This is a genomic window from Pseudomonas sp. TE9122, assembly GCF_056278925.1.
On sequence record NZ_JBWBQI010000001.1, the window covers coordinates 839338 to 862215 of the forward strand.

The window sequence follows — 22878 nt, forward strand, 5'->3', positions numbered from 1 at the left end:
TGTAACCGGTATGGGCCGGTACACAGGAGCGTTCACAAATGCGTCTTTTCTCAAGGTCCGTCTTGCCGGTGCTGCTGCTTGGCAGCTTGCTCACCGGTTGTGCCACTCACAGCGATGGCACCGCCCCCCTCAATCAACGTACGTGGCCGATCTGCAGCCTGCTTGGCGGTCTGGTCGGCGGCGGTCTTGGCGCCATTGAAAGCGCCGGCTGGGCCGGCGGCGGCGCGGCATTGGGTATCGTCACCGGCGGGCTGATCTGTTACGCCCAGGATGGCGACGAAGACAGCGACGGCGTCTTCGACCGCCGCGACCGCTGCCCGGACACTCCGGAAAACACCGAAGTCGATCACCGTGGCTGCCCGCTGCCGCAATATCCGGTGGCAGTCAAACCGGTCGAACCGGCGCCGCAATCTGAAGTGATCACCTTGAGCGATGCCGGCAACGTGCTGTTCGATTTCGACAAGTCCGATCTGACCCCGGCGGCCAAAGCCCAGCTCGACACCTTGATGGACAAGCTGCGCAATGCCGATGTGGTCAGCATCAAGGTCATCGGGCACACCGACAGTAAAGGCTCCGACGCCTATAACCAGGCTTTGTCCGAGCGGCGCGCGAGCAGTGTCGCGGCGTATCTGTTGAGTCAGGGGCTGGCGCCGAACAAGCTCACCAGCGAGGGCCGAGGCGAGAGTGAGCCGGTCGCCGATAACGCCAGCGATGAAGGCCGCGCGGAAAATAGACGGGTCGAGCTGCACATCAATCGTTAGCAACCGTCTGTAGTACGCAGGCTAGAGCTGCCGGGTCGAGATCGTCGCCCCGGCAGCCATTTCATCCGCGTTTGCACAAATTTCATTTTTCCCTCTGGCTTATCCCCCGCAGAAGCCGGTACTGTGCGTGCAAAGAATAATTCGCAACACGGGGGAGCGTATGAAGGTGTTCTGGGGGCTGGGGCGTTTGCTGACCCTGCTGTTCTGCTGCGTGGTACTGGCCAATCAACTGGTGCCGTTTGTTCATCCGCTGCATCTGCTGGTCAATCTGGCCGGCGCTCTGTTGTTGCTGATTCATCTACTCGAAGTGCTGCTGTGCAATCGCAGCCTCAAGGGTCGTCCGCACCCTTGGCGTGATCGTGGCCGCATTCTGTTGTTCGGCGTTTTCCACCTGCAAACCATCCCGGCCCCGGCCGCTCCGGAGGCTTCTTCCCATGCGTAAACTCTGCCTGCTCGCTGCATTCATCAGTCCACTGGCCTGCGCCCAGGTGGTCAACGTGCAAAGCAATTCTTTGATGCGCTTGCCCAACACCACCAGCACGCTGCAACTGGAGAAACTGGAAGTCGCCGATTACGGCACCTTGCTGATCCCGTCCAACGTGACTGAATTGAACATTGATGAACTGCGTCTGGGCCACGAAGCACGTATTGCTATCGTTCCGGCTGAACAGGCGCTGGAAGTGAAGGTCAAGCGCGCTGAATTGAGCGAGGGCAGCCAGATCACCGCGCGCGGCGCCCCCGGCACTTATGAAAAAGCGGCCCGGGCCGGGCGCAATCTGAACCTGCAATTTCAGGCCCTGAGCGCGCCGCAACTGACGGTCGATGCCCGTGGCGGCAGGGGCGCGCCGGGTTTCGTCGGCCTCGACGGCGGCAACGGTGAAGATCCGGGCTGCACCTATGGCTCGGCCGGCCACGGTGCCGATGGCAGTGACGGCAGCGATGGTCAGCCAGGCGCGCCGGGTGCGCTGGTGCGCCTCGCCGTACCACGGGATTTCCCAGTCGAGCTGATCAAGGTCAACGTGGCTGGCGGTGCCGGCGGACCGGCGGGTGTCGGCGGCAAGGCGGGCAAGGGTGGCAAGTCCAAGGGCTGCCTGGTCTATCGCGCTGATGGCGGCAAGAACGGCAAGGCCGGCGCGGATGGCCAGCCTGGGCCGGTGGGGGCGGCGGGTTCGGTTACCGTGCAACGGCTCTGAAACTGCGACCCACTCTCTGATCAATAAAATGCTTTGGTGAGTGAAGATCTTTGGTGAGTGAAGATCTTTGGTGAGTGAAGATCTTTGGTGAGTGAAATTATGTGGCGAGGGGATTTATCCCCGCTGGGTCGCGAAGCGGCCCCGCTCTAAAAATCAAAAGCGGGACTGCTACGCAGCCCAGCGGGGATAAATCCCCTCGCCACAACTGTGTTCACAGCAGAACAAGAGTGCGATTCAGAGCATCGGTCTCGCCGCCGCCACAGCCACCAACACCAACCCGACCAGCAGATTAACCCCCACCACCCGGCGAATCCGCCCCAGCACCGCCGCACCCGCCGGCCAATCCTTCGCCTCAACCGCCTTGCGCAACTCCGGCAGCATCAGCCCTTGAATGCGGATGAACAGCGCCGTCATCACCACGTACAAGCCGATCATCACCTGCACATACTTCGGCGCGGTCTCGAAGCCGACCTGCTGCAGATGCAGCATGCCCACGCCGCTGATCGGCAACAGGATCACCGCGACCCAGACCCAACGGAAAAAACCTTGAAACACTTCCACCCACAGGGTCAGGCGAGCGGGGCCGTCCAGAGCCTTCACAGCCGCAGGGCGCAAGACCATCCAGGCGAAAAACATACCGCCGACCCACACCAGAGCGGCGAGGACATGCAGGGGGTAAACGAGGCTAAAAGGTGTCATTGGGTCACTCCGTTCTGCGCGGGATCGATTAGCGGGGTATGATAGCCGCCGAATCAAACCACTGAAAATTTATCCAGCGTTTTGCGCCCGACACTCAATGATCAGCACTGAACTCAAAACCACGATCCAGGGCGCCTATTCGCGTTTTCTAGAGGCCAAGAGCCTCAAGCCGCGTTACGGCCAGCGCCTGATGATCGCTGAAATCGCCAAGGTCCTCGGGGATATCGACACCGATGACGAAGGCCGGCGCAGTGGCGACCCCGCGATCGTCGCGGTGGAAGCCGGCACCGGTACCGGCAAGACGGTGGCCTACAGCCTGGCGGCGATCCCCACGGCGAAACTGGCCGGCAAGCGTCTGGTGATTGCCACCGCGACCGTCGCCCTGCAAGAGCAGATCGTCTACAAGGATTTGCCTGACCTGATGCGCAACAGCGGGCTGAATTTCAGTTTCGCCCTGGCCAAGGGCCGTGGCCGCTACATGTGCCTGTCCAAGCTCGACATGCTGTTGCAGGAAGGCCACGCACAAACCGCCACCGCGCAGTTGTTCGAAGAAGAAGGCTTCAAGATCGAAGTCGACGAGGCCAGTCAGAAGCTGTTCACCAGCATGATCGAAAAGCTCGCCGGCAATAAATGGGACGGCGACCGCGACAGCTGGCCGAACGCGCTGGAAGACGCCGACTGGGCGCGCCTGACCACCGATCACAGCCAGTGCACCAACCGTCATTGCCCGAACTTCGGCCAGTGTGCCTTCTACAAGGCCCGCGAAGGCATGGGCAAGGTTGACGTGATCGTTACCAACCACGACATGGTCCTGGCGGATCTGGCACTGGGCGGCGGCGCCGTGTTGCCGGATCCGCGCGACACCATTTACGTGTTCGACGAAGGTCACCACCTGCCGGACAAAGCCATCGGCCACTTCGCTCACTACACGCGCCTGCGTTCCACCGCCGACTGGCTGGAAACCACCGCCAAGAACCTGACCAAGCTGCTGGCCCAGCATCCGTTGCCGGGCGATCTCGGCAAGCTGATCGAGCAGGTGCCCGAGCTGGCGCGGGAGATCAAGACGCAGCAGCAGTTCATGTTCACCGCCTGCGAGCAGATCGCCGATTTCAAACCGGGCGAAGACGTCGAAGGCCGCGAGCGCCCGCGTCATCGCTTTGTCGGCGGGGTGATTCCCGAGGACATGCGCGAGATGGGCATCGAGCTGAAAAAAGGCTATTCGCGCCTAAACGACCTGTTTCAACGCCTGACCGACCTGCTCAAGGAAGGCATGGACGGCGAGGTCAACATCGGTATCGCCAGCAATCAGGCCGAAGAATGGTATCCGCTGTTCGGCAGCCTGCTGTCCCGCGCTTCCGGCAACTGGGAATTGTGGACCGCGTTCACCGCCGAAGACCCGGAAGACAGCCCGCCCATGGCACGCTGGCTGACCCTGGCCGAAAGCGGCTCGCTGTTCGACATCGAGGTCAACGCCAGCCCGATTCTGGCGGCGGAAACCTTGCGTCGCAGTTTGTGGAACGTCGCTTACGGCTGCTTGGTGACGTCGGCGACGCTGACGGCGCTGGGCACCTTCGACCGTTTCCGCATGCGCGCCGGTCTGCCGAAAAAAGCCGTCACCGCCGTAGTGCCGAGCCCGTTCCATCATGCCGATGCCGGCGTGTTGCGTGTGCCGGACCTGAAGGCCGACCCGCGCGATGCTGCTGCTCACACGGCGGCGATCATTCGCGAACTGCCGGATCTGGTCGACGGTTCCCGTGGCACGCTGGTGCTGTTCTCCTCGCGCAAGCAAATGCAGGACGTATTCGACGGCCTCGACCGCGACTGGCGCAAGCAAGTGTTCATTCAGGGCAACCTGTCGAAACAGGAGACCCTCAACAAGCACAAGGCGCGGGTCGACGGCGGTGATTCCAGCGTGCTGTTCGGGCTGGCCAGTTTTGCCGAAGGTGTCGATTTGCCGGGGGCCTACTGCGAGCACGTGGTGATCGCCAAGATTCCGTTCTCGGTGCCCGATGATCCGGTTGAGGCCGCGTTGTCGGAGTGGATCGAGGCGCGCGGTGGCAATCCGTTCATGGAAATCTCCGTGCCCGATGCCTCGCTGAAACTGGTCCAGGCCTGCGGCCGTCTGCTGCGCACCGAAGAAGACCGCGGCACCATCACCTTGCTCGACCGGCGTCTGGTCACTCAGCGCTACGGCAAGGCGATCCTCAATGCGTTGCCTCCTTTCCGTCGTGAAATATCCTGAGACACGGGTGGGCCGATTGGCCCGCCGCGTTGTCTATCTCTCTGCCACCGCTTTTCCACTGGCCTTGACTGGTCGTTAGGGAGAACTCCGTTCTTATGATCCGCCGTTCGTTGCCCGCTGTTTTCGCCTTGATCTTTGCCGCGCCGTTGCTGGCTGCGCCCGCCGGTCAGCAGACGCTGTTCAACTTCGTACGCCCGGCCGACGTGGTCAAGGTCGCCACGGAAAACGCCGACCTGCCGCAGGCCAATGCCGAACAGACCGCGGAAGGCGAAGTGCTGCGCCGGGTGACGTTCAACCCGGTCGCCCGGCCGACCTTGCGCCTGACCCCGCAGACCGGCGCTTGGGACTGGTCGCAGTCCGACATGATGACCCTGCGTCTGCAAAGTGCGATGAATTGGGCGGTCACAGTCTATGTGCAGATCCAGAGCAACGATGGCCGCACTCTGGTCAGCCGCGTCGATCTGCCGGCCGGCCCCGCGCAGACCTTGCTGGTGCCGCTGGTGGCTTCGACGCCGCTGAGCCAGGGCATGAAAGCCGGGCCGCCGATGCCGATGACCGTCGATGGCCAACGCATCCTGCTGGCCAGCAGCACTGGCGAGATCGACCGCAGCCAAGTGGTCTCGGTGAGTCTGTCGATGGATCAGCCGAAAGTTGCGCAGAGCCTGTTGCTCGAGCGGTTCGGCGTGCAGGACGGCGAATCGGTGACGCGGGCGGTGTACGGCAATCTGGTCGACGCCTACGGTCAGTCAACCCGTAGTAAATGGCCGGAAAAAGTCAGCAGCGACGAACAACTGAAAAGCGCCGCCAGCAAAGAGCAGCAACAGCTGAATACGTGGCTGGCCGAGCGTGAAAAGGCTTCGCTGGACAAGTTCGGCGGCTGGAACAAAGGCCCGGCGTTCAAGGCCAGCGGATTCTTCCGCACGGAAAAACGCGATGGCCGCTGGTATCTGGTGACTCCTGAAGGCCACCCGTTCTATTCGCTGGGCGTCAATACAGTCAGCCCGCAGGTCAACCAGACCTACGTCGCCGGCCGTGAATACATGTTCGAATCGTTGCCGAAGAACGACGACCCGCTGGCCGCGCATTTTGGCGAGGGTGACAACCGTGGCGGCAATGGCGCCGACCAGGGGCGTGGCTACGGCAACGGCCGCTGGTACGACTTCTATGGCGCCAATCTGCAACGCCTGTACGGCGAACCGTGCAAGGCAGACAGCGACAACAAGGCCGGGATTGCCGAAGCGGCGAAGGCTGGGGCGGCTGAGGCCGGTTCGGTGCAGGCCGCTGAAACCGCAGCGGTGCCTGCCGAGCCAAAATCCGGTATTGCCGAAGCGGCGCAGACCGATGCGGTGCAAGCGTCCAGCGCGCAAACCACTCCGTGCACAGCCGCAATTGATGAAGAACGTTGGACCCGGCATACCCTCGATCGGCTGCAAGCCTGGGGCTTCAACACAGTGGGCAACTGGAGCGCGCCGTCGCTGGCGGATGCTGAGCGCGTACCGTACACCTTGCCGCTGTCGATCGTCGGCGATTACACCAGCATCAGCACCGGCAGCGATTGGTGGGGCGGCATGCCGGATCCGTTCGATCCGCGTTTCGCCATGGCCACCGAGCGCGCCGTGGCCATTGCCGCCCGCGATCACCGTGACGATCCGTGGCTGATCGGTTATTACGCCGACAACGAACTGGCCTGGGCCGGCCCTGGCGACGATCCGAAAGCTCGCTACGCGCTGGCCTACGGCACGTTGAAAATGACCACCGACGTGCCGGCCAAACGCGCCTTTCTCAAGCAATTGCGCGACAAGTACCGCAATCAGGCCGGACTGTCCAAGGCCTGGGGCATCGAGTTGCCGGCGTGGGAATTGATGGAAGACCCTGGCTTCGTGCCGCCACTGCCGAACCCGGAGCATCCGGAGATCGAAGCGGATTTCAAATACTTCCAGAAGGTCTTCGCCGATACCTATTTCAAGACCATTTCCGATTCGCTGAAATGGCACGCGCCGAACCAGATGCTCCTGGGCGGTCGCTTTGCCACCAGTACGCCTGAAGCCGTGGCGTCCTGCGCACAATATTGCGATGTGTTGAGCTTCAACATGTATACGCTCAAGCCGCAGGACGGCTACGACTTCGCCGCGCTGGCAGCCCTGGACAAACCGGTGCTGATCACCGAATTCAACTTCGGCTCGGCCGACCGAGGTCCGTTCTGGGGCGGCGTGACGCAGCTGGCCAAGGAGGAAGATCGCGGCCCGGCCTATGCCAACTTCCTCAAACAGGCACTGAGCGAACCGTCGATTGTCGGCGTGCACTGGTTCCAGTATCTCGACCAACCGGTGACCGGGCGTTTGCTCGACGGCGAGAACGGCCATTTCGGTCTGGTCGGGGTCACTGACCTGCCGTATCAGGGCTTTGTCGAGGCGGTGCGTAAAAGCAATCTGCAGGCGCTGGAGCAGTTGGGCAAGGAGGCGCAGAAAACCCCAGCTGCCGAGGTGGCAGGCGGGCGCAAGGCCGAGGCCGGCAAAGCGCCGGGGGCCGCGCAGGCGGGTGGGCATTCGGGGAATGGTCACTAGGTTTCAGACCGCGTTATCGTTCTTCGCGAGCAGGCTCGCTCCCACACTGGATATCAACAGCAGCGCAGATCCCCTGTGGGAGCGAGCCTGCTCGCGAAGGGATCGCCACAAATTGCGGATCAACCGTCTGGCCCGCGCCTGTTCCCAAATCCCTCAAGGGCTGGAACAATGCGGGCCACTTTGTAGAGCGTTTTCGCGGGGGAGTTGCGGGTGCAGATTCAGGGACATTACGAGCTTCAATTCGAAGCGGTGCGCGAGGCTTTCGCCGCACTGTTCGACGATCCCCAGGAACGCGGCGCAGCCCTGTGCATCAAGGTCGGTGGAGAAACCGTCCTCGACCTCTGGTCCGGTACCGCCGACAAGGACGGCGCCGAGGCTTGGCACAGCGACACCATCGCCAACCTGTTCTCCTGCACCAAGACCTTCACCGCCGTTACCGCGCTGCAACTGGTGGCCGAAGGCAAGTTGCAACTCGATGCCCCGGTTGCCCGCTACTGGCCGGAATTCGCCGCCGCCGGCAAAGAATCCGTCACCCTGCGCCAATTGCTCTGCCATCAGGCCGGCTTGCCGGCGCTGCGCGAACTGCTCGCCCCTGAAGCCCTTTACGACTGGCAAACCATGGTCGACTCCCTCGCCGCCGAAGCGCCATGGTGGACGCCGGGCACCGGTCACGGTTATGCCGCGATTACCTACGGCTGGTTGGTCGGCGAATTGCTGCGCCGCGCTGACGGGCGTGGGCCGGGCGAGTCGATCGTCGCTCGGGTCGCCAAACCGTTGGGCCTGGATTTCCATGTGGGCCTGGCCGACGAAGAATTTCATCGCGTGGCGCACATCGCTCGTGGCAAGGGCAACGCCGGCGACGCTGCGGCGCAGCGCCTGCTGCAAGTCACCATGCGCGAACCGACGGCCATGACTACCCGCGCCTTCACCAATCCGCCGTCAGTGCTGACCAGCACCAACAAGCCGGAATGGCGCCGCATGCAGCAGCCTGCGGCTAACGGCCACGGCAATGCGCGCAGCCTCGCCGGGTTTTACGCCGGCCTGCTCGATGGCAGCCTGCTCGAAAGCGAGATGCTCGAAGAGCTGACCCGCGAGCACAGCCTTGGCGATGACAAGACCTTGCTCACCCGTACCCGTTTCGGCCTCGGCTGCATGCTCGATCAACCGGACGTGCCCAACGCCACCTACGGCCTCGGCCCACGCGCGTTCGGCCATCCGGGAGCGGGCGGCTCGATCGGTTTTGCTGATCCTGAGCACGATGTGGCTTTCGGTTTCGTGACAAATACCTTGGGGCCTTACGTTTTGATGGATCCGCGTGCACAAAAGCTGGCGCGGGTGCTTGCCACTTGTCTGTAAAGCTTCAACAGAGGTTCCAGGATCGGAACCTCGAAGGGATTTTCGTTTCAAAACGGCTGTTTATCCGGGCGAAAGTGCTCTGATTTTTCATTACTTCATTTTGTGGATTTTCAATGTCATCTAAAAAGACCCTCGCCCTGGCCCTGTGTGTAGCGATCACCGGTTGCGCACAGACTCCGAAAAACGATGCAGACGGCGGCAGTTGGTGGCCGTTCGGTTCTTCCGACAAAGTCGCGGCCAAAGATTCGGCCCCGGCTCCGGCTCCGTTGAAACCGGCGGCGACTGCGCCAGTGGCCAAGGCCGAAAGCAGCAACCCGTGGTACTGGCCGTTCGGTTCCAGCGATGAAGCGGTCAAGGCTGATCTGAAAGCCGAGGTCAAACCTGAAGCCAAACCGGTCGAGGTGGCCAAAGCCGAGGCGCAGTCCAATGGCAAATGGTGGTGGCCGTTCGGCGGCAAGGATCAGCCAACCGCCAAAGCCGTGCCGATGCCCGATCCGAAGGTGACTCAGGCCTGGCTCGACGACTACGAGCCGCGTCTGCGTGAAGCGGTGAAAGACAGCAATCTGCAACTCGAGCGTCGCGACAACGTACTGGTGGTGACGGCGCCGGTCGAAGGCTCGTTCAATCCGGACCGTCCGGCGATGCTGCTGCCGGTCACCCTTGGCCCGTTCACTCGCGTGGCGAAAATCCTTGAAGCCGATCCGAAAACCGCAGTGCTGGTGCTCGGTCACAGTGATACCAGCGGTGCCGCACCGGCCAACGTCAAGCTGAGTCAGGAACGTGCGCAGTCGGTGGCGGCGATCTTCCGCCTCAGCGGCTTGCAGCGCGACCGCTTGATGCTGCGCGGCATGGGTTCCGAAGCGCCGCGTGCGGCCAACGACAGCGTTGAAGGCCGCGCCTTGAACCGTCGTGTCGAGCTGCTGGTGACTCCGCAAAACACCATGGTTGCGCTGCTGAGCAAATACAACATGCCAGCGCCGAAGCCGGTGACGATGGTTGCTGCGCAAGACGTCAAGCCAGTTGCCAAACCGGTTACCCCGGCGCCTGCGGCGAAAAAAGCCGCTGTGCCGGCGGCGAAAAAGGCGCCAGCCAAGAAAACCGCCGCCAAGGCTCCGGCGAAGAAGGCCCCGGCCAAGGCTCCAGCGAAAAAAACTGCACCAGCCAAAGCCGCCGCGACCGACAAGAAAGTCGCCGCAGCCGACGCTGCCAAGAAGTGATCCGCTAACGAAAAGGAATCCGCCATGACCCAGGCTCTGGCCGATATGCGTCGCGACTACACCCGTGACGGTTTGACCGAGGCGCAAGCCCCGGCCGAGCCGTTTGCGCTGTTTCACCAGTGGTTCGCCGATGCGGGTGAAAACCGAGCAGGCGCCGGTGGAAGCCAATGCCATGACCCTGGCCACGGTCGATGCCGACGGTCGTCCGCATTGCCGCATTTTGTTGCTCAAGGGCCTGGACGAGCAGGGCTTCACCTTCTTCACCAACTACGACAGCGCCAAGGGCCAGCATCTGGCGGCCAACCCGTTTGCCGCCATGACCTTCTTCTGGCCCACCCTGGAGCGCCAGGTGCGCATCGAAGGGCGGGTGGTCAAGGTCACGGCGCAAGAGTCCGACGCGTATTATCAGGTGCGTCCGCTGGGTAGCCGCCTCGGCGCCTGGGCCTCGCCGCAGAGCCGGGTCATCAACGGTCGTGGCGAACTGGAGGATTTGCTCAAGGCCACCGAGCAACGCTTCAGCGACAGCCAGCCGCATTGCCCGGAACACTGGGGCGGTTACCGCTTGTTGCCCGAGCGCATCGAGTTCTGGCAGGGCAGGCCGAGCCGCCTGCACGATCGCCTCAACTACCGCCTCCAGGGCACTGAGTGGATTCTGGAACGACTGGCACCCTGAGCAGTCTACCGAGCGAGATAAACGCGGATGGCGCAGGATCGCTGATTTGACGCTACCTTGAGTGGACGCTCGCGGGCATCTGTACCAGGCCTGAATGGAAGCCAATTTTATCCGGATGGTGTCGTGACAGGCGCCAGGCCACGGGGTTTAATGAACACATGTTCTTTTGGAGTTGATGCTATGCGTAAGTCTGTTCTGCTGGTTGCTTCCTTTTCGACGATGGCGATGTTGCTGACCGGCTGCCAATCGAGCCTCACCGGCGACTCCTACTCCCGTGACGAAGCGCGTCGTGTGCAGACGATTCGCATGGGCACCATCGAATCCCTGCGACCGGTAAAAATCGAAGGCACCAAGACCCCGATCGGCGGCGCAGCAGGCGCAGTGGTCGGCGGCGTCGGCGGCAGCGCTATCGGCGGCGGCAAGGGCAGCATTGTGGCTGCGGTCATCGGGGCAGTGGCCGGCGGCCTGCTTGGCTCGGCCACCGAAGAAGGCCTGACCCGCACCCAGGGCGTGGAAATCACCGTCCGCGAAGACGACGGCAGCATGCGCGCCTATGTGCAGCAGGTTCAGGAGAATGAAGTATTCCGCGTTGGCGAGCGGGTGCGGATTTCCACCGTTGGCGGAACCAGCCGCGTTTCGCACTAAGCGGGAAGCCGGGTAAAAGAAAACCCCGATCAGGTGACTGGTCGGGGTTTTTCTTTGTTTGTGAATTGCTCATTCAGTATGTGGCGCAGGTGCCCATGAAGTATTCGAGGCCCTTTGGAAAACTGACGTTGAGCAGGTTTTCCAATGCGGTTACCTGATCCTGAGTCAACAACAGCTCGCCGGGTTCCACCTCATCCAAGGGCTTTGATTCAATGAGCTGAGCCACTTTTTCATTCATCTCGCTGCCTGTGATATCCAGCTCGAATTGCAAGGAGTCGTCTTGGGCTTCGTCAGGGAAAAAACCGGTAATTAAAAGAAAGTGCATGGAGCTAATACTTCCGGGGCTGTTAGCCGTAGTCAAACGAAATTTGATAGTCGTGAACTCTCAAATCGATTTGATGTTGAAAATACGGCTGAATGGTGGCGAGCCAATTTTGAGCGACGTTGAAACTGCCATTGTTGATGTTGTCCGCGGCGGGAATCCCCAAGGCGTTTAACACTGACTCGTCACCACCCAGGTCTTTTGACGACTCTTCCCCCTGAAACTCCAAGGTTGCTGTGTCGTACCATTCCAATCTCAGTTCCAGTCCCATCTACCATTGATCCCGGTAAACGAACGATACCTGATAGTCGTAAGAAGAAAATTGAATGGAATGCTGGAAGTGGGGCTGGAGAGTCTTGATCCAATCGGCTTTTACATCAAATCCGCCGTTATTGAAGCTTTTCGACGGTAGGCCTAATGCTTCCATTAATGAGCCGTCCTCGCCAAAATCTTTCGACAGTTCCTCCCCCTCACCCAGTTCGGTTTGTCGGTCGTACCATTCGAGTCTGGCTTTGAGTCCCATGTAATCCTCATAAATATTTTTTAATACTACGGTTTTTTTTGGGTGGATCTATCTGTTCACCAGTTCTGTGGTCGTAAGAGCCTAAATGGCTGCCATCACTTGCGCGATAGGCTTCAAGCTCGCCATGTAAATAGTCCCATTCATAAATTATTCGGCCTTTTGCATTGATCCAGCGATCCCGGAGCCCACCGTTGAACGGCGTTTTCTTTTTTGCTCTTCTTAAATCGGGAAAGGCTGTGATATCCGACGTTTCGGGAGCGGGGTGATAGGTATGTCCCGCTTCAGCGGTGCCTTTCGCAGAGCTGACAACGATGTAAATCGGTTTTACACCCGAGTCTGTGGGAAACACCAGAATGAAATCTTTGTACTCCGGCGGATAAAGCGGATTCACCAGTATCCCGTCCGCCGCCTTCGTCGGTGGATACACCCAGATATGCGGTGCCTGCGGTGCGGCCTCCAGTGCTGGAATGCCGAGAATGTCCGAGCCATCCACCGCCGGGGTCCAGAGCAGTTCGACGCCTTCACCCAGATCGGCAACGAACCGGTCGCCGCGTGCAGTGAACTGCACGACATCGACCATTTCCCAATCGCGGTTCTTGCCGGTGTAGAAGCCGTAACCCTTGAGGCGGCCATCGGCCTGTTGCTCGACGCGCAGGCGCACGCGGGTTCGGGCTTGTTTGAGTGTGCTCAGTTGCTCATCGGTGTAGAGCGCGCTGTCGCCCAGGCTGGATGGCATCAAAAGCGCAATCAGCCCCACCAAAGTCGCAGCCGCCGCAGGGGAGGCGAGCGCCGGTAGCACTTCAAAAGCCGAGCCTGCCAAGGCCAGACTGCCGAACCCGACCGGGATGGTGTTGGCGCTGATTTTCTTGAGAGGAATGCCGCCGCTTGCGTCGGCTTCGCGAGCGCCGAGCAGGATCAGCTCGCCGTAATCCTTCAGGCTGTCGGTCGGCACCATGCCGGAAGGATTGCTGTAATCGATAATCGCATCCGGCAACTTGCAGGACTTGGCGAATACACAGCCGGCACGCACGGCTTCAGGTTTTTTCGCAGCCACTTCACGGCTGTGCTCGAAAGCCTCCTGCCGCGCCAGCATCGCGTCGTAAGCGTTTTGCCCGGCTTCGCGCTCGGCCAGTTCTGCGGCCGTCATATACCGCCAGGTAACGTGATGCCCGTCGCCCTGCGGTGGGTTTTGCACCCGGGGAATGTCCTTGTTCCGCGCCACTGATCGTCCCTTCGTTCATCATCGACAGCCCCTCGGAAAGGGGCTGCACGACGTTATCGAAGCGGAGAAAGTGTGGCTGTAGGACGGGTCGCTAATGACGTGGGGATTGTTCGCTGCGTAACTGTCAGGCGGAGAATCTGTGGCGAGGGCCAAGCTCCCTCGCCACAGGGGTCATTGCAGTTGTGAATTCTTGCGACTCGCCGCCGCCGTCACCGCATAACCAATCACCGCCGCGAGAATCGAGCCGGTGAGGATGCCCATGCGATCCATGCCGGCGTAATCACTCACGCCGGGTTCGAAGGCCAGCGAGCCGACGAACAGGCTCATGGTGAAGCCGATGCCGCAGAGGATTGCCACGCCGAGGACCTGGCCCCAGTTGGCGCCTTGGGGCAGGGCGGCGATGCCGATCTTGACCGCCAGCCAGGTCAGGCCGAACACGCCGACGGTCTTGCCCAACAGCAGGCCGATGGCGATGCCCATCGGTACGTCGTGGGTGAAGCTTTCGACGGTGACGCCGCTCAGTGACAGGCCGGCGTTGGCGAAGGCGAACAGCGGCAGGATGCCGTAGGCGACCCAGGGGTGCAGCGCGTGTTCGAGGGTCAGCAGCGGCGACGACTCGGCGTTTTTCGTGCGCAGGGGAATGCAGAAAGCCAGGGTCACGCCGGCCAGTGTCGCGTGGACACCGCTCTTGAGCACGCAGACCCAGAGGATCAGGCCGATGATCATGTACGGCCCGAGCTTGACCACGCCGAGCCGGTTCATCGCCACCAGCGCGGCAATGCACGCAGCCGCCAGGCCAAGGGAAAGGGTCGAGAGTTCGCCGGAATAGAAGATTGCGATGATGACGATGGCGCCCAGGTCATCGATGATCGCCAGGGTCATCAGGAACAGTTTCAGCGACACCGGAACGCGTTTGCCGAGCAGGGCCAATACGCCGAGGGCGAAGGCGATGTCGGTGGCGGTCGGAATGGCCCAGCCACTCAGGGCGGCGGGGTTGTCGCGGTTGAGGAACCAGTAGATCAGCGCCGGCACCAGCATGCCGCCGATCGCCGCTGCGCCGGGCAGGACGATCTGCGAAGGCTTGGACAATTGGCCGTCGAGCACTTCGCGTTTGACTTCCAGACCGATCAGCAGGAAGAACATCGCCATCAGGCCGTCATTGATCCACAGCAGCAGAGGTTTGGCGATTTTCAACGCGCCGATCTGCGCCACCACCGGGGTGTCGAGCAGGCCGGTGTACAGCCACGACAGCGGTGAGTTGTTGATGATCAGCGCGAGAACGGCTGCGGCGATCAATAGCAGACCGCTGGCGGCTTCCAACTGAAAGAAACGCGTGAAAGTGCTACGCAGAGGCAAGGTCGCTCTCCATCGAATCAAGAAAAAGGTGAAACACCCTAACCCGTACCGTTAGTTGTTAAAACAAAAGTTATATTCTTTTTTGTTATATGTCGTTACAGGCTGTCTGGCTCGGGCAGCACTGAGCCTAGCAGTTGCCCGACACATTGAGACTCAGCTGTATCTTTGCCGTCTGCGGTATTTTTCCTAAGCTTGCGCCAGACCTTTTTCAGGAGACCGATCTCCTGGCTGATTCAATGAGAACCGAGACCATGAGCGACAACCGACAGTGGGCACGCGAAGCCATCCGCATCATCGAGGCGGACTTCCAGCGCAGCGCCGACACCCACCTGATCCCTTTGCCGCTGCCCGGTTTTGCCGGCATCGAGTTGTATTTCAAGGACGAATCCAGCCACCCGACCGGCAGCCTCAAGCATCGCCTGGCCCGTTCGCTGTTCCTTTACGCGCTGTGCAACGGCTGGCTGAAACCCGGCGCGCCGGTGATCGAAGCGTCCAGTGGGTCGACGGCGATTTCCGAAGCGTATTTCGCGCGCATGCTCGGTTTGCCGTTTATCGCAGTAATGCCGGCGACGACTTCGAAAGAGAAGATTGCCCAGATTGCTTTTTACGGCGGGCAGAGCCATCTGGTGCAGGATCCGACGCAGATCTACGCCGAATCCGAGCGCCTGGCCCGCGAGCATGGCGGTCACTTCATCGATCAGTTCACCTACGCCGAACGTGCCACCGACTGGCGAGCGAACAACAACATCGCCGAGTCGATCTTCCAGCAGATGCGCTACGAAAAGCACCCTGAGCCGACGTGGCTGATTTCCAGCCCCGGCACTGGCGGGACTACAGCGACCCTTGGTCGATACGTGCGTTATCGCCAGCACTGCACCCGCGTGTTGTGTGCCGATGCCGAGCGTTCGGTGTTCTTCGATTTTTACCAGACGGGAGATGCCAGCCTGCGTCTGGATTGCGGTTCACGCATCGAAGGCATTGGCCGGCCTCGGGTGGAAGCGTCGTTTCTGCCCAAGGTGATCGATGCGATGGTCAAAGTGCCGGACGCCCTGTCGCTGGCGGCCATGCATTACCTGGCGCAGCGTTTAGGGCGGCATGTCGGCGGGTCGAGCGGGACCAATCTGATCGGTGCGCTGATGGCGGCGCAACAGATGAAAGCGGCGGGGCAGTCGGGGTCGATCGTGGCGATCCTGTGCGATGGCGGCGAGCGTTATGCCGACACGTATTACGATCAGCAATGGCTGAAGGCGCAGGGTTATGAACTGGGTGACTTGATTGCAGCGGTGGCGGCAAGTGCCGAGCGCGGAGAGGCGCTCCCGACCTCGGTGCTGCGCGCGAATATCTAAAGCTCAACGCAGAAACCACTGTGGGAGCGAGCCTGCTCGCGAAGGCGGAATCACATTCAACAACTTCGTTGAGTGACAGACCGCTTTCGCGAGCAGGCTCGCTCCCACAGGGTTTTGTGTTGGATCAGCTGATGCTGATCAGGCTTCCAGTCCGAGGATATCGCGAGCCACTGCCTCGGCAATGCGAATCCCGTCAACACCCGCCGAGAGAATCCCGCCGGCATAGCCCGCGCCTTCACCGGCCGGGAACAGGCCTTTGACGTTCATGCTCTGCAGCGACTCGTTGCGGGTGATGCGCAGCGGCGATGAAGTGCGGGTCTCGATTCCGGTCAGCACGGCGTCGTGCAGCGAATAACCGCGAATCTGCTTCTCGAACGCCGGCAAGGCTTCACGGATCGCCTCAATGGCAAAGTCCGGCAGCGCCAAGGCCAGATCGCCCAGCGCCACGCCCGGCTTGTACGACGGCTCGACTTCGCCCAGTTCGGTCGATGGAATATCGTTGATAAAGTCGCCAACCAGTTGCGCCGGGGCCTTGTAGTCGCTGCCGCCAAGGATGAACGCGTGGGATTCCAGGCGCTCCTGCAACTCGATACCGGCGAGCGGGCCGCCCGGATAATCGACTTCCGGAGTAATGCCGACGACGATGCCGGAGTTGGCATTGCGCTCGTTACGCGAGTACTGGCTCATGCCATTGGTGACCACGCGATTGGGCTCGGACGTCGCAGCGACCACGGTGCCGCCCGGGCACATGCAGAAGCTGTACACCGAACGCCCGTTCTTGGCGTGGTGCACCAGTTTGTAATCGGCCGCGCCAAGTTTCGGGTGGCCGGCGTATTTGCCCAGGCGCGCGCGGTCGATCAGCGATTGCGGGTGCTCGATGCGGAAACCCACCGAGAACGGCTTGGCTTCCATGAACACGCCACGGCTGTGGAGCATGCGGAAGGTGTCGCGGGCGCTGTGGCCGAGGGCCAGAACCACGTGTCTGGAGTGCAGGGTTTCGCCGCTGGCCAGTTGCACCCCCACCAGTTGGCCGTCTTCGATCAGCACGTCGCTGACGCGCTCCTGGAAGCGCACTTCACCGCCCAGTTCGCGGATCTGCTCGCGCATGTTTTCGACCATACCGGTCAGGCGGAACGTACCGATGTGCGGCTTGCTGACGTAGAGGATTTCTTCCGGCGCGCCGGCCTTGACGAACTCGTGCAGGACTTTGCGGCCGAGGAATTTCGGGTCCTTGATCTGGCTGTAGAGTTTGCCGTCGGAGAACGTGCCCGCGCCGCCTTCGCCAAACTGTACGTTGGACTCGGGATTGAGCACGCTTTTGCGCCACAGTCCCCAAGTGTCCTTGGTGCGCTGACGGACTTCGGTGCCGCGTTCGAGAATGATCGGTTTGAAGCCCATTTGTGCCAGCAGCAGACCGGCGAAGATGCCGCACGGGCCGAAACCGACGACGATCGGCCGCTGGCCGAGATCGCTCGGTGCCTGGCCGACGAATTTGTAGCTGACATCCGGCGCCACGTTGACGTTACGGTCGTCGGCGAACTTGCCCAACACTCTGGCCTCGTCGCGTACGTTGAGGTCGATGGTGTAGATGAAGCACAGTTCGGAGGACTTTTTGCGCGCGTCATAGCTGCGCTTGAACAAGGTGAAATCGAGCAGATCATCGCTGGCGATGCCCAGACGCTGCACGATGGCGGCGCGCAGGTCTTCTTCGGGATGGTCGATTGGCAGCTTGAGTTCAGTGATTCGTAACATGGCGGGGATCCGGATTCGCGGGGCGCACAACTGCGCCAGGGCGTTTGAAGGCGGCGATTATAAGCCGCCGCGAGCGGATCCGTGGGGGAAAACCGATCAGTCGTTGCGTGCGCCGCCGAAATAGCCGCAGCCGCGCTGGACCTGACCGTCGATACGCAACTCGGCGCTCATGTGCTGCACGCTGCCGGTGCTGCTGTCGACGCAGCGCTGTGGCGCAACCCACAATTCGATGCGCTGGTTGTTGGCTTCGCTGCTGAGATTGAAGCGGCCGTCGCCCAGTTGCTCTTCCACATAGGGCACGGCGAGCGGGGGCTGGCCGTCGCGCTCGATGACCATGCCTTTGCCGCTGACCTTGACGTTCCACTCCGGGCCATGGCCGGCGGCGCGCAGGATCAGCAGTTTGAAATTCGGATCGTCGCAGGCCGTGCCCGAGCGCTCGACGCGATACAACTGGCGGAGGTCGAGACGATCGCCGGAAACCTTGCCGCGCACATCGGCAAACAGCTTGCCCTGTTCGTCGGCGAGTGTAGCGGCCTCTTGCAGGACGCTGGTGCCGCCGATGTCGTTGACCACCAGTTGCCGCTGCTCCTGGCACGGCTGGAACACCAGTTTGCCGTCGGCGGCGGTCAGTTGCCCCTGCATGCGCGTCTGTCCGGCATGGGACACACTTTCACGCTGGCCGTCGAACAACTGGCAGGCGGCAAACATCGGCAGCAGGGCAACGAGGACGAACGAACGGGCAACACGCATCTTTGGCTCTCCAGACAAGTGCTGCCACGTTACGCAGCCTGACCGCTCATCACAAGGGCCTTAACCCACGTGAAACGTCTGACCGGTTTGCAGGCCTTCGACACTTTTCGCGTAGGCCAATGCCACTTCCGCTGCAGGAACCGGCTTGAAGCCACGGAAGTAGGGCGCGTATTTGCCCAGGGCTTCGGTCAGTACGGTCGGGCTCACCGAGTTCACCCGCAGGCCACGCGGCAGTTCGATGGCGGCGGCGCGGACGAAGCTGTCGATGGCGCCGTTGACCAGCGCTGCCGAGGCACCGCTGCGAATCGGGTCGTGGCTGAGCACGCCGGTGGTAAACGTGAACGAAGCGCCATCGTTGGCGTACTCGCGGCCGATCAGCAGCAGATTGACCTGACCCATCAGTTTGTCTTTCAGGCCGAGGGCGAAGCTGTCTTCGGTCATGTCGTCCAGCGCTGCGAACGTCACGTTGCCCGCCGCGCAGATCAGCGCATCGAACTTGCCGGTCTGTTCGAACAGCTTGCGGATTGAGGCGCTGTCGCTGATATCCACTTGCAAGTCACCGCTGTTGCGACCGATACGAATGACCTCGTGGCGTTGCGACAATTCTTTGTCCACCGCTGAGCCGATGGTGCCGCCTGCGCCTATCAACAGAATTTTCATCGTGCTGTACCCATGTGTGTGAATGAGGTTTCAGTCTAGGGTGGTTTTTTCAGCGGATAAGCGCACTAATAGGCAACCTTTGGTTTTCAATTGGAAACAATCCATGAGCGAAATGGATGATCTCGCCGCGTTCGCTGTGCTGATCGAGGCCGGCAGTTTCACCCTTGCGGCGCAGCAGTTGGGCTGCAGCAAAGGCCAGTTGTCCAAGCGCATCAGCCAGCTCGAAGCGCAGTTCGGTGTGGTATTGCTGCAACGCACCACCCGGCGCTTGAGTCTGACGGCGGCGGGGGCGGCGCTGCTGCCGCAGGCCCAGGCGCTGGTGGTCCAGGTCGAACGCGCACGGCAGGCTTTGGCGCGGTTGAAGGACGACATGGCCGGCCCCGTGCGCATGACGGTTCCGGTGTCGCTCGGCGAGACCTTCTTCGATGGCTTGCTGCTGGAGTTTTCCGGGCAATACCCCGAGGTGCAAATCGAGCTGGAGCTGAACAACAGCTATCGCGATCTGTCGCGCGATGGCTTTGATCTGGCGATTCGCGCCGAAGTCGCCAATGACGATCGGCTGGTGGCCAAGCCGTTGTTGGCGTGGCACGAAATGACCTGCGCCAGCCCGGCCTACCTCGAGCGCTTCGGCGAGCCGGCGACGCCCCATGCCTTGGCCGAGCATCGTTGTCTGCTCAACAGCCATTACAGCGGTCGCGAAGAATGGCTGTATCACCAGCAGCACGAGTTGTTGCGGGTGCGGGTTTCGGGTCCGTTTGCCAGCAATCACTACAGCCTGTTGAAGAAAGCAGCGCTGTCCGGCGCCGGCATCGCCCGTTTGCCGTCGTATCTACTGCAAGCGGAACTGGCTGACGGCCGCTTGCGCTGGTTGCTGCGCGATTACCAGACCCGACGCATGCCGATGTATCTGGTGCACCCGTATCAGGGTGGATTGCCCAAGCGCACGCAGGTGTTGGCGGATTATTTGATGGGCTGGTTCAAGCGCAGTGGCGAGGCGCTGGATCGACTCCAGCGCTGATGTGATTTCCCTGTGGGAGCGAGCCTGCTCGCGAATGCGTCAGTTCAGTCGATACCGATGTTGAATGACACACCGCTTTCGCGAGCAGGCTCGCTCCCACAGGGGGGATCTTATTTTGCCAAACGGCGGGCAATCAGGTGATCGATCGACAACCTGCCCGGCCCGGTCGCCATCAGGTACAGCAACACCGCCGCCCAGGTGCCGTGGGTCGGGTAGGCAGCCGGGTAGACGAACAGTTGGATAGTCAGGGTCATGCCGAGCAGTGCCAGCGCCGAAAATCGTGTGGCGAAGCCGAGCAGGATCAGCAGCGGAAACACATGTTCGGCAAACGCCGCCAGATGCGCGGCAATTTCCGGCGACAGCAGCGGCAGGTTGTACTCGCTCTGAAACAGCGGAATCGTCGAGTCGGCCAAACGCGGCCAGCCCAGTTCAAAGGTGCCGTCAATCAAATCGACGGCCAGGCCTTCGACCTTGGTTTGCCCGGATTTCCAGAACACCGCAGCGATGGAAAAACGCGCGATGAAGGCAATCAGGCTGTGCGGGATTTTTTCCAACAGCGCGATGACGCGCGGGATAAAAGCGTTCATGGCAACTCCTTGTAATTCAGCTGGGTGATCGCGTTATGCGCAATCAGTAAGGCGAGGGTTTGGGCGAGATCGAACGGCGGGCTGTTTTCTGCCGCCGCGAGCAGTGGCGAGTCCTGGAGCAGATGACCAATGAACACGCTCGCACCCGCCTCAAGAGCAAACACCTCAACGTCGAGACCGTTGCGCAGCACCAGGGCATGCTGGCCTTGATGGAGGCCAATGCCCGCCAGACTTGGCTCCTGCTGATGCGCGGCCCAGATCGCCACGACCGCAAAAGCAGAGTCGAGCAGGTGCAGCGAGGGATGGAGTTCGAAACACAGTTCACTCAGCGTCTGCGGATCGGCCAGCGCGGCACTGACTTGTTCAGGCCGGATCGGCTGCGCATCGGCGGCGTGGTAGGCAACAGTGCGCAAATGCTCGAGTCGCGCGACATCAGCCACATAAGGCACGCCTGCGATGGGTTCAAACTCTGCGATGAAGTCGGCGAAATTCTCGCCATAGCGGCTCATCAAAGGACTTTGTGGCGGCTGACTCTGGACGAAAATCGCCGCCATGGCGCGGAAGAATTCCTCGCCGACCAATTGCAGCACCACTGGATAACTGTCGGCCAGGGCATTGATCAGCGAGCTTTGCACGTTGTTGCGATAGACCGCGAAACGCCGCGACGGATCAGCGCCATTGCGGCTGCACAGGCCCTTGGGATACGGCAGTTGCGCATTGAGCAAAGCGGCGGCGAAGTCCGCCTGCGTGCTCATGCCGCACGCTCCGCGCGACGCAACAGCGTCTCGGCTTGCTGCGCTTCGGCGAGCAATGCGTTGAAAGTCGGGACGTGATTATCGCGTTCGATGAGTGTCGCCACCGGGCCGATACGTTGCAGCACTTGCCGGTACAGATCCCAGACGGCCGGATCAATCGGCGCGCCGTGATCGTCGATCAGCAAGCGGTCGCCGAGGTTGTCGCAATCTTCAGCGAAGCCGGCCAGATGAATCTCGCCGGCTGCGTGCAGCGGTAACGCATCAAGGTAGGCCGACGGATCGCGCTGATGATTGATGCACGACACGTAGACATTGTTGACGTCGAGCAACAAGCCGCAGCCGCTGCGGCGGATTACTTCGGCGATGAACTCGGCCTCGTCGATCGTCGAGTGCTCAAATCCCAGATAGGTCGCCGGGTTCTCCAGCAGCATCGGTCGTTTCAGAGTGTTCTGCACCTGGTCGATGTGCGCACAGACGCGGTTCAGCGTCGGCGTGTCGTAAGCCAGTGGCAGCAGGTCATTGAGGAACACCGGGCCGTGGCTCGACCATGCCAGATGTTCGGAAAAGGCTTGCGGTTGATAGCGCTCGATCAGCTCGGCGAGGCGTTTGAGGTGCTGGCTGTCCAGCGGGCCTTCGCCACCGATCGACAGTCCCACGCCATGCAGTGACAGCGGGTACTGTTCGCGAATCAGACCGAGAAAATGATGAAACGGGCCGCCGGCCACCATGTAGTTTTCGGCGTGGACCTCGAAGAAACCGAGGTCCGGTACGGAGCCGAGCACATCAAGGAAGTGCCCGGTCTTGAGCCCCAGCCCGGCGCGGGCAGGGAGCTCGGTGCGAGCTGCCTGAGTGCGCGGCAGGGACGGTTCGTGATGACTGAACATGGGCGTCACTCAGGCAGGCCGTGGATCAGGACTTGGCTTTGAAGGCTTCGAGCTGACCGAAACCGGTCGGCGAGGTTTTGCTCTCGGTGGTGGCGCAGGTGCCCTTCGGAACGAGCTTCCAGGCGTTGGCCTGATAGTCCATTTTCGCCGTGCCGGCGCAGGTGGTGCCGGCACCTGCGGCGCAATCGTTCTTGCCTTTGAGGGCTACGCCGAAGCATTTTTCCATGTTGGCATCAGCGGCCTGAGCGGTGGAGACAGTGGCGATGCTCAGAGCGGAACCGAGAGCCAGAACCAGAGCGGTGGCGGACAGGGTACGGGTAGTCGCAGTCATGATGTTTCTCCAGGTTTATCAG

23 protein-coding genes and 1 pseudogene are annotated in these 22878 nt (G+C 61.3%); 11 read left to right on the forward strand and 13 right to left on the reverse strand.

Annotated features, from left to right (window positions below):
* Nucleotides 1–38 precede the first annotated feature (38 nt).
* From ACZ9BE_RS03640 to ACZ9BE_RS03650, 3 genes are all read left to right on the forward strand, one after another.
* A complete protein-coding gene (locus ACZ9BE_RS03640; RefSeq protein WP_150636395.1) occupies nt 39–761 on the forward strand; it encodes a PA1041 family peptidoglycan-binding anchor lipoprotein in 723 nt (240 codons plus the stop codon).
* 160 nt (nt 762–921) lie between these two features.
* Entirely contained in the window at nt 922–1203 is a 282-nt protein-coding gene (locus ACZ9BE_RS03645; RefSeq protein ID WP_016771375.1) for a DUF1145 domain-containing protein, read from the forward strand.
* Complete coding sequence (locus tag ACZ9BE_RS03650; RefSeq protein WP_150636396.1) at nt 1196–1954, forward strand: collagen-like triple helix repeat-containing protein; 759 nt, start codon at nt 1196–1198, stop codon at nt 1952–1954. Before ACZ9BE_RS03645 ends, ACZ9BE_RS03650 begins: the two co-directional genes overlap by 8 nt.
* Nucleotides 1955–2188: 234 nt before the next feature.
* Here the strand turns inward: ACZ9BE_RS03650 and ACZ9BE_RS03655 are convergent, their stop codons facing one another.
* Entirely contained in the window at nt 2189–2653 is a 465-nt protein-coding gene (locus tag ACZ9BE_RS03655; protein WP_150636398.1) for a CopD family protein, read from the reverse strand.
* 97 nt (nt 2654–2750) lie between these two features.
* Between ACZ9BE_RS03655 and dinG the strand changes: the two genes are divergently transcribed.
* The 6 genes and pseudogenes from dinG (at nt 2751) to ACZ9BE_RS03685 (ending at nt 11350) form a co-directional block, all read left to right on the forward strand.
* A complete protein-coding gene (gene dinG / locus ACZ9BE_RS03660) occupies nt 2751–4895 on the forward strand; it encodes an ATP-dependent DNA helicase DinG (RefSeq protein ID WP_150636400.1) in 2145 nt (714 codons plus the stop codon).
* A 95-nt stretch (nt 4896–4990) separates the two neighbouring features.
* Complete coding sequence (locus tag ACZ9BE_RS03665) at nt 4991–7459, forward strand: beta-galactosidase (RefSeq protein WP_476248916.1); 2469 nt, start codon at nt 4991–4993, stop codon at nt 7457–7459.
* Between the two features lie 210 nt (nt 7460–7669).
* Nucleotides 7670–8815 carry a serine hydrolase domain-containing protein gene (locus ACZ9BE_RS03670; protein ID WP_460160437.1) on the forward strand — a complete coding sequence of 382 codons (1146 nt, stop codon included), beginning with the start codon at nt 7670–7672 and terminating at the stop codon, nt 8813–8815.
* Nucleotides 8816–8928: 113 nt separating this feature from the next.
* The gene (locus ACZ9BE_RS03675) at nt 8929–10032 is read left to right on the forward strand and encodes an OmpA family protein (RefSeq protein ID WP_041478044.1); all 1104 of its coding nucleotides are present in this window, start codon (nt 8929–8931) and stop codon (nt 10030–10032) included.
* A gap of 24 nt (nt 10033–10056) precedes the next feature.
* Nucleotides 10057–10705 (forward strand): annotated as a pseudogene (gene pdxH / locus ACZ9BE_RS03680) (pyridoxamine 5'-phosphate oxidase).
* A gap of 180 nt (nt 10706–10885) precedes the next feature.
* On the forward strand, nt 10886–11350 hold the full coding sequence (locus ACZ9BE_RS03685) for an outer membrane lipoprotein (RefSeq protein ID WP_016771369.1): 465 nt from the start codon (nt 10886–10888) through the stop codon (nt 11348–11350).
* Nucleotides 11351–11423: 73 nt separating this feature from the next.
* Here the strand turns inward: ACZ9BE_RS03685 and ACZ9BE_RS03690 are convergent, their stop codons facing one another.
* From ACZ9BE_RS03690 to nhaA, 5 genes are all read right to left on the reverse strand, one after another.
* Complete coding sequence (locus ACZ9BE_RS03690; RefSeq protein WP_122705009.1) at nt 11424–11675, reverse strand: pyocin S6 family toxin immunity protein; 252 nt, start codon at nt 11673–11675, stop codon at nt 11424–11426.
* A 22-nt stretch (nt 11676–11697) separates the two neighbouring features.
* On the reverse strand, nt 11698–11943 hold the full coding sequence (locus ACZ9BE_RS03695) for a colicin E3-like toxin immunity protein (RefSeq protein WP_095180547.1): 246 nt from the start codon (nt 11941–11943) through the stop codon (nt 11698–11700).
* The gene (locus ACZ9BE_RS03700; protein ID WP_252879551.1) at nt 11944–12195 is read right to left on the reverse strand and encodes a colicin E3-like toxin immunity protein; all 252 of its coding nucleotides are present in this window, start codon (nt 12193–12195) and stop codon (nt 11944–11946) included.
* 7 nt (nt 12196–12202) lie between these two features.
* Nucleotides 12203–13417 carry an S-type pyocin domain-containing protein gene (locus tag ACZ9BE_RS03705; protein WP_305382348.1) on the reverse strand — a complete coding sequence of 405 codons (1215 nt, stop codon included), beginning with the start codon at nt 13415–13417 and terminating at the stop codon, nt 12203–12205.
* Nucleotides 13418–13588: 171 nt separating this feature from the next.
* Nucleotides 13589–14773 carry a Na+/H+ antiporter NhaA gene (gene nhaA / locus ACZ9BE_RS03710; protein ID WP_122505756.1) on the reverse strand — a complete coding sequence of 395 codons (1185 nt, stop codon included), beginning with the start codon at nt 14771–14773 and terminating at the stop codon, nt 13589–13591.
* Between the two features lie 251 nt (nt 14774–15024).
* Here nhaA and ACZ9BE_RS03715 point away from each other — a divergent pair, with 251 nt between their 5' ends.
* The gene (locus ACZ9BE_RS03715; protein WP_041478037.1) at nt 15025–16119 is read left to right on the forward strand and encodes a PLP-dependent cysteine synthase family protein; all 1095 of its coding nucleotides are present in this window, start codon (nt 15025–15027) and stop codon (nt 16117–16119) included.
* A 138-nt stretch (nt 16120–16257) separates the two neighbouring features.
* Here the strand turns inward: ACZ9BE_RS03715 and ACZ9BE_RS03720 are convergent, their stop codons facing one another.
* From ACZ9BE_RS03720 to ACZ9BE_RS03730, 3 genes are all read right to left on the reverse strand, one after another.
* Entirely contained in the window at nt 16258–17871 is a 1614-nt protein-coding gene (locus ACZ9BE_RS03720; protein ID WP_236168018.1) for an NAD(P)/FAD-dependent oxidoreductase, read from the reverse strand.
* 96 nt (nt 17872–17967) lie between these two features.
* Nucleotides 17968–18621, reverse strand: a complete 654-nt coding sequence (locus ACZ9BE_RS03725; protein WP_476248917.1) for a COG3650 family protein — start codon at nt 18619–18621, stop codon at nt 17968–17970.
* Between the two features lie 60 nt (nt 18622–18681).
* Nucleotides 18682–19281 (reverse strand): short chain dehydrogenase, encoded by a 600-nt coding sequence (locus ACZ9BE_RS03730; protein WP_252883296.1) that lies wholly within the window; start codon nt 19279–19281, stop codon nt 18682–18684.
* Between the two features lie 103 nt (nt 19282–19384).
* Here ACZ9BE_RS03730 and ACZ9BE_RS03735 point away from each other — a divergent pair, with 103 nt between their 5' ends.
* The gene (locus ACZ9BE_RS03735; protein WP_056783386.1) at nt 19385–20299 is read left to right on the forward strand and encodes a LysR family transcriptional regulator; all 915 of its coding nucleotides are present in this window, start codon (nt 19385–19387) and stop codon (nt 20297–20299) included.
* 110 nt (nt 20300–20409) lie between these two features.
* On the opposite strand, the gene ACZ9BE_RS03740 is transcribed toward ACZ9BE_RS03735, so the two are convergent.
* The 4 genes from ACZ9BE_RS03740 to ACZ9BE_RS03755 are packed head-to-tail and all read right to left on the reverse strand — an operon-like array spanning nt 20410 to nt 22856.
* Nucleotides 20410–20886 carry a DoxX family protein gene (locus ACZ9BE_RS03740; RefSeq protein WP_476248918.1) on the reverse strand — a complete coding sequence of 159 codons (477 nt, stop codon included), beginning with the start codon at nt 20884–20886 and terminating at the stop codon, nt 20410–20412.
* The gene (locus ACZ9BE_RS03745) at nt 20883–21641 is read right to left on the reverse strand and encodes an HvfC/BufC N-terminal domain-containing protein (protein ID WP_476248919.1); all 759 of its coding nucleotides are present in this window, start codon (nt 21639–21641) and stop codon (nt 20883–20885) included. The genes ACZ9BE_RS03740 and ACZ9BE_RS03745 overlap by 4 nt, the downstream gene beginning before the upstream one ends.
* Complete coding sequence (gene bufB / locus ACZ9BE_RS03750) at nt 21638–22525, reverse strand: MNIO family bufferin maturase (RefSeq protein WP_095180556.1); 888 nt, start codon at nt 22523–22525, stop codon at nt 21638–21640. The genes ACZ9BE_RS03745 and bufB overlap by 4 nt, the downstream gene beginning before the upstream one ends.
* Nucleotides 22526–22550: 25 nt before the next feature.
* Nucleotides 22551–22856, reverse strand: coding sequence for a BufA1 family periplasmic bufferin-type metallophore (locus ACZ9BE_RS03755; RefSeq protein ID WP_041478029.1), 306 nt, complete (start codon nt 22854–22856; stop codon nt 22551–22553).
* Nucleotides 22857–22878: the final 22 nt, after the last annotated feature.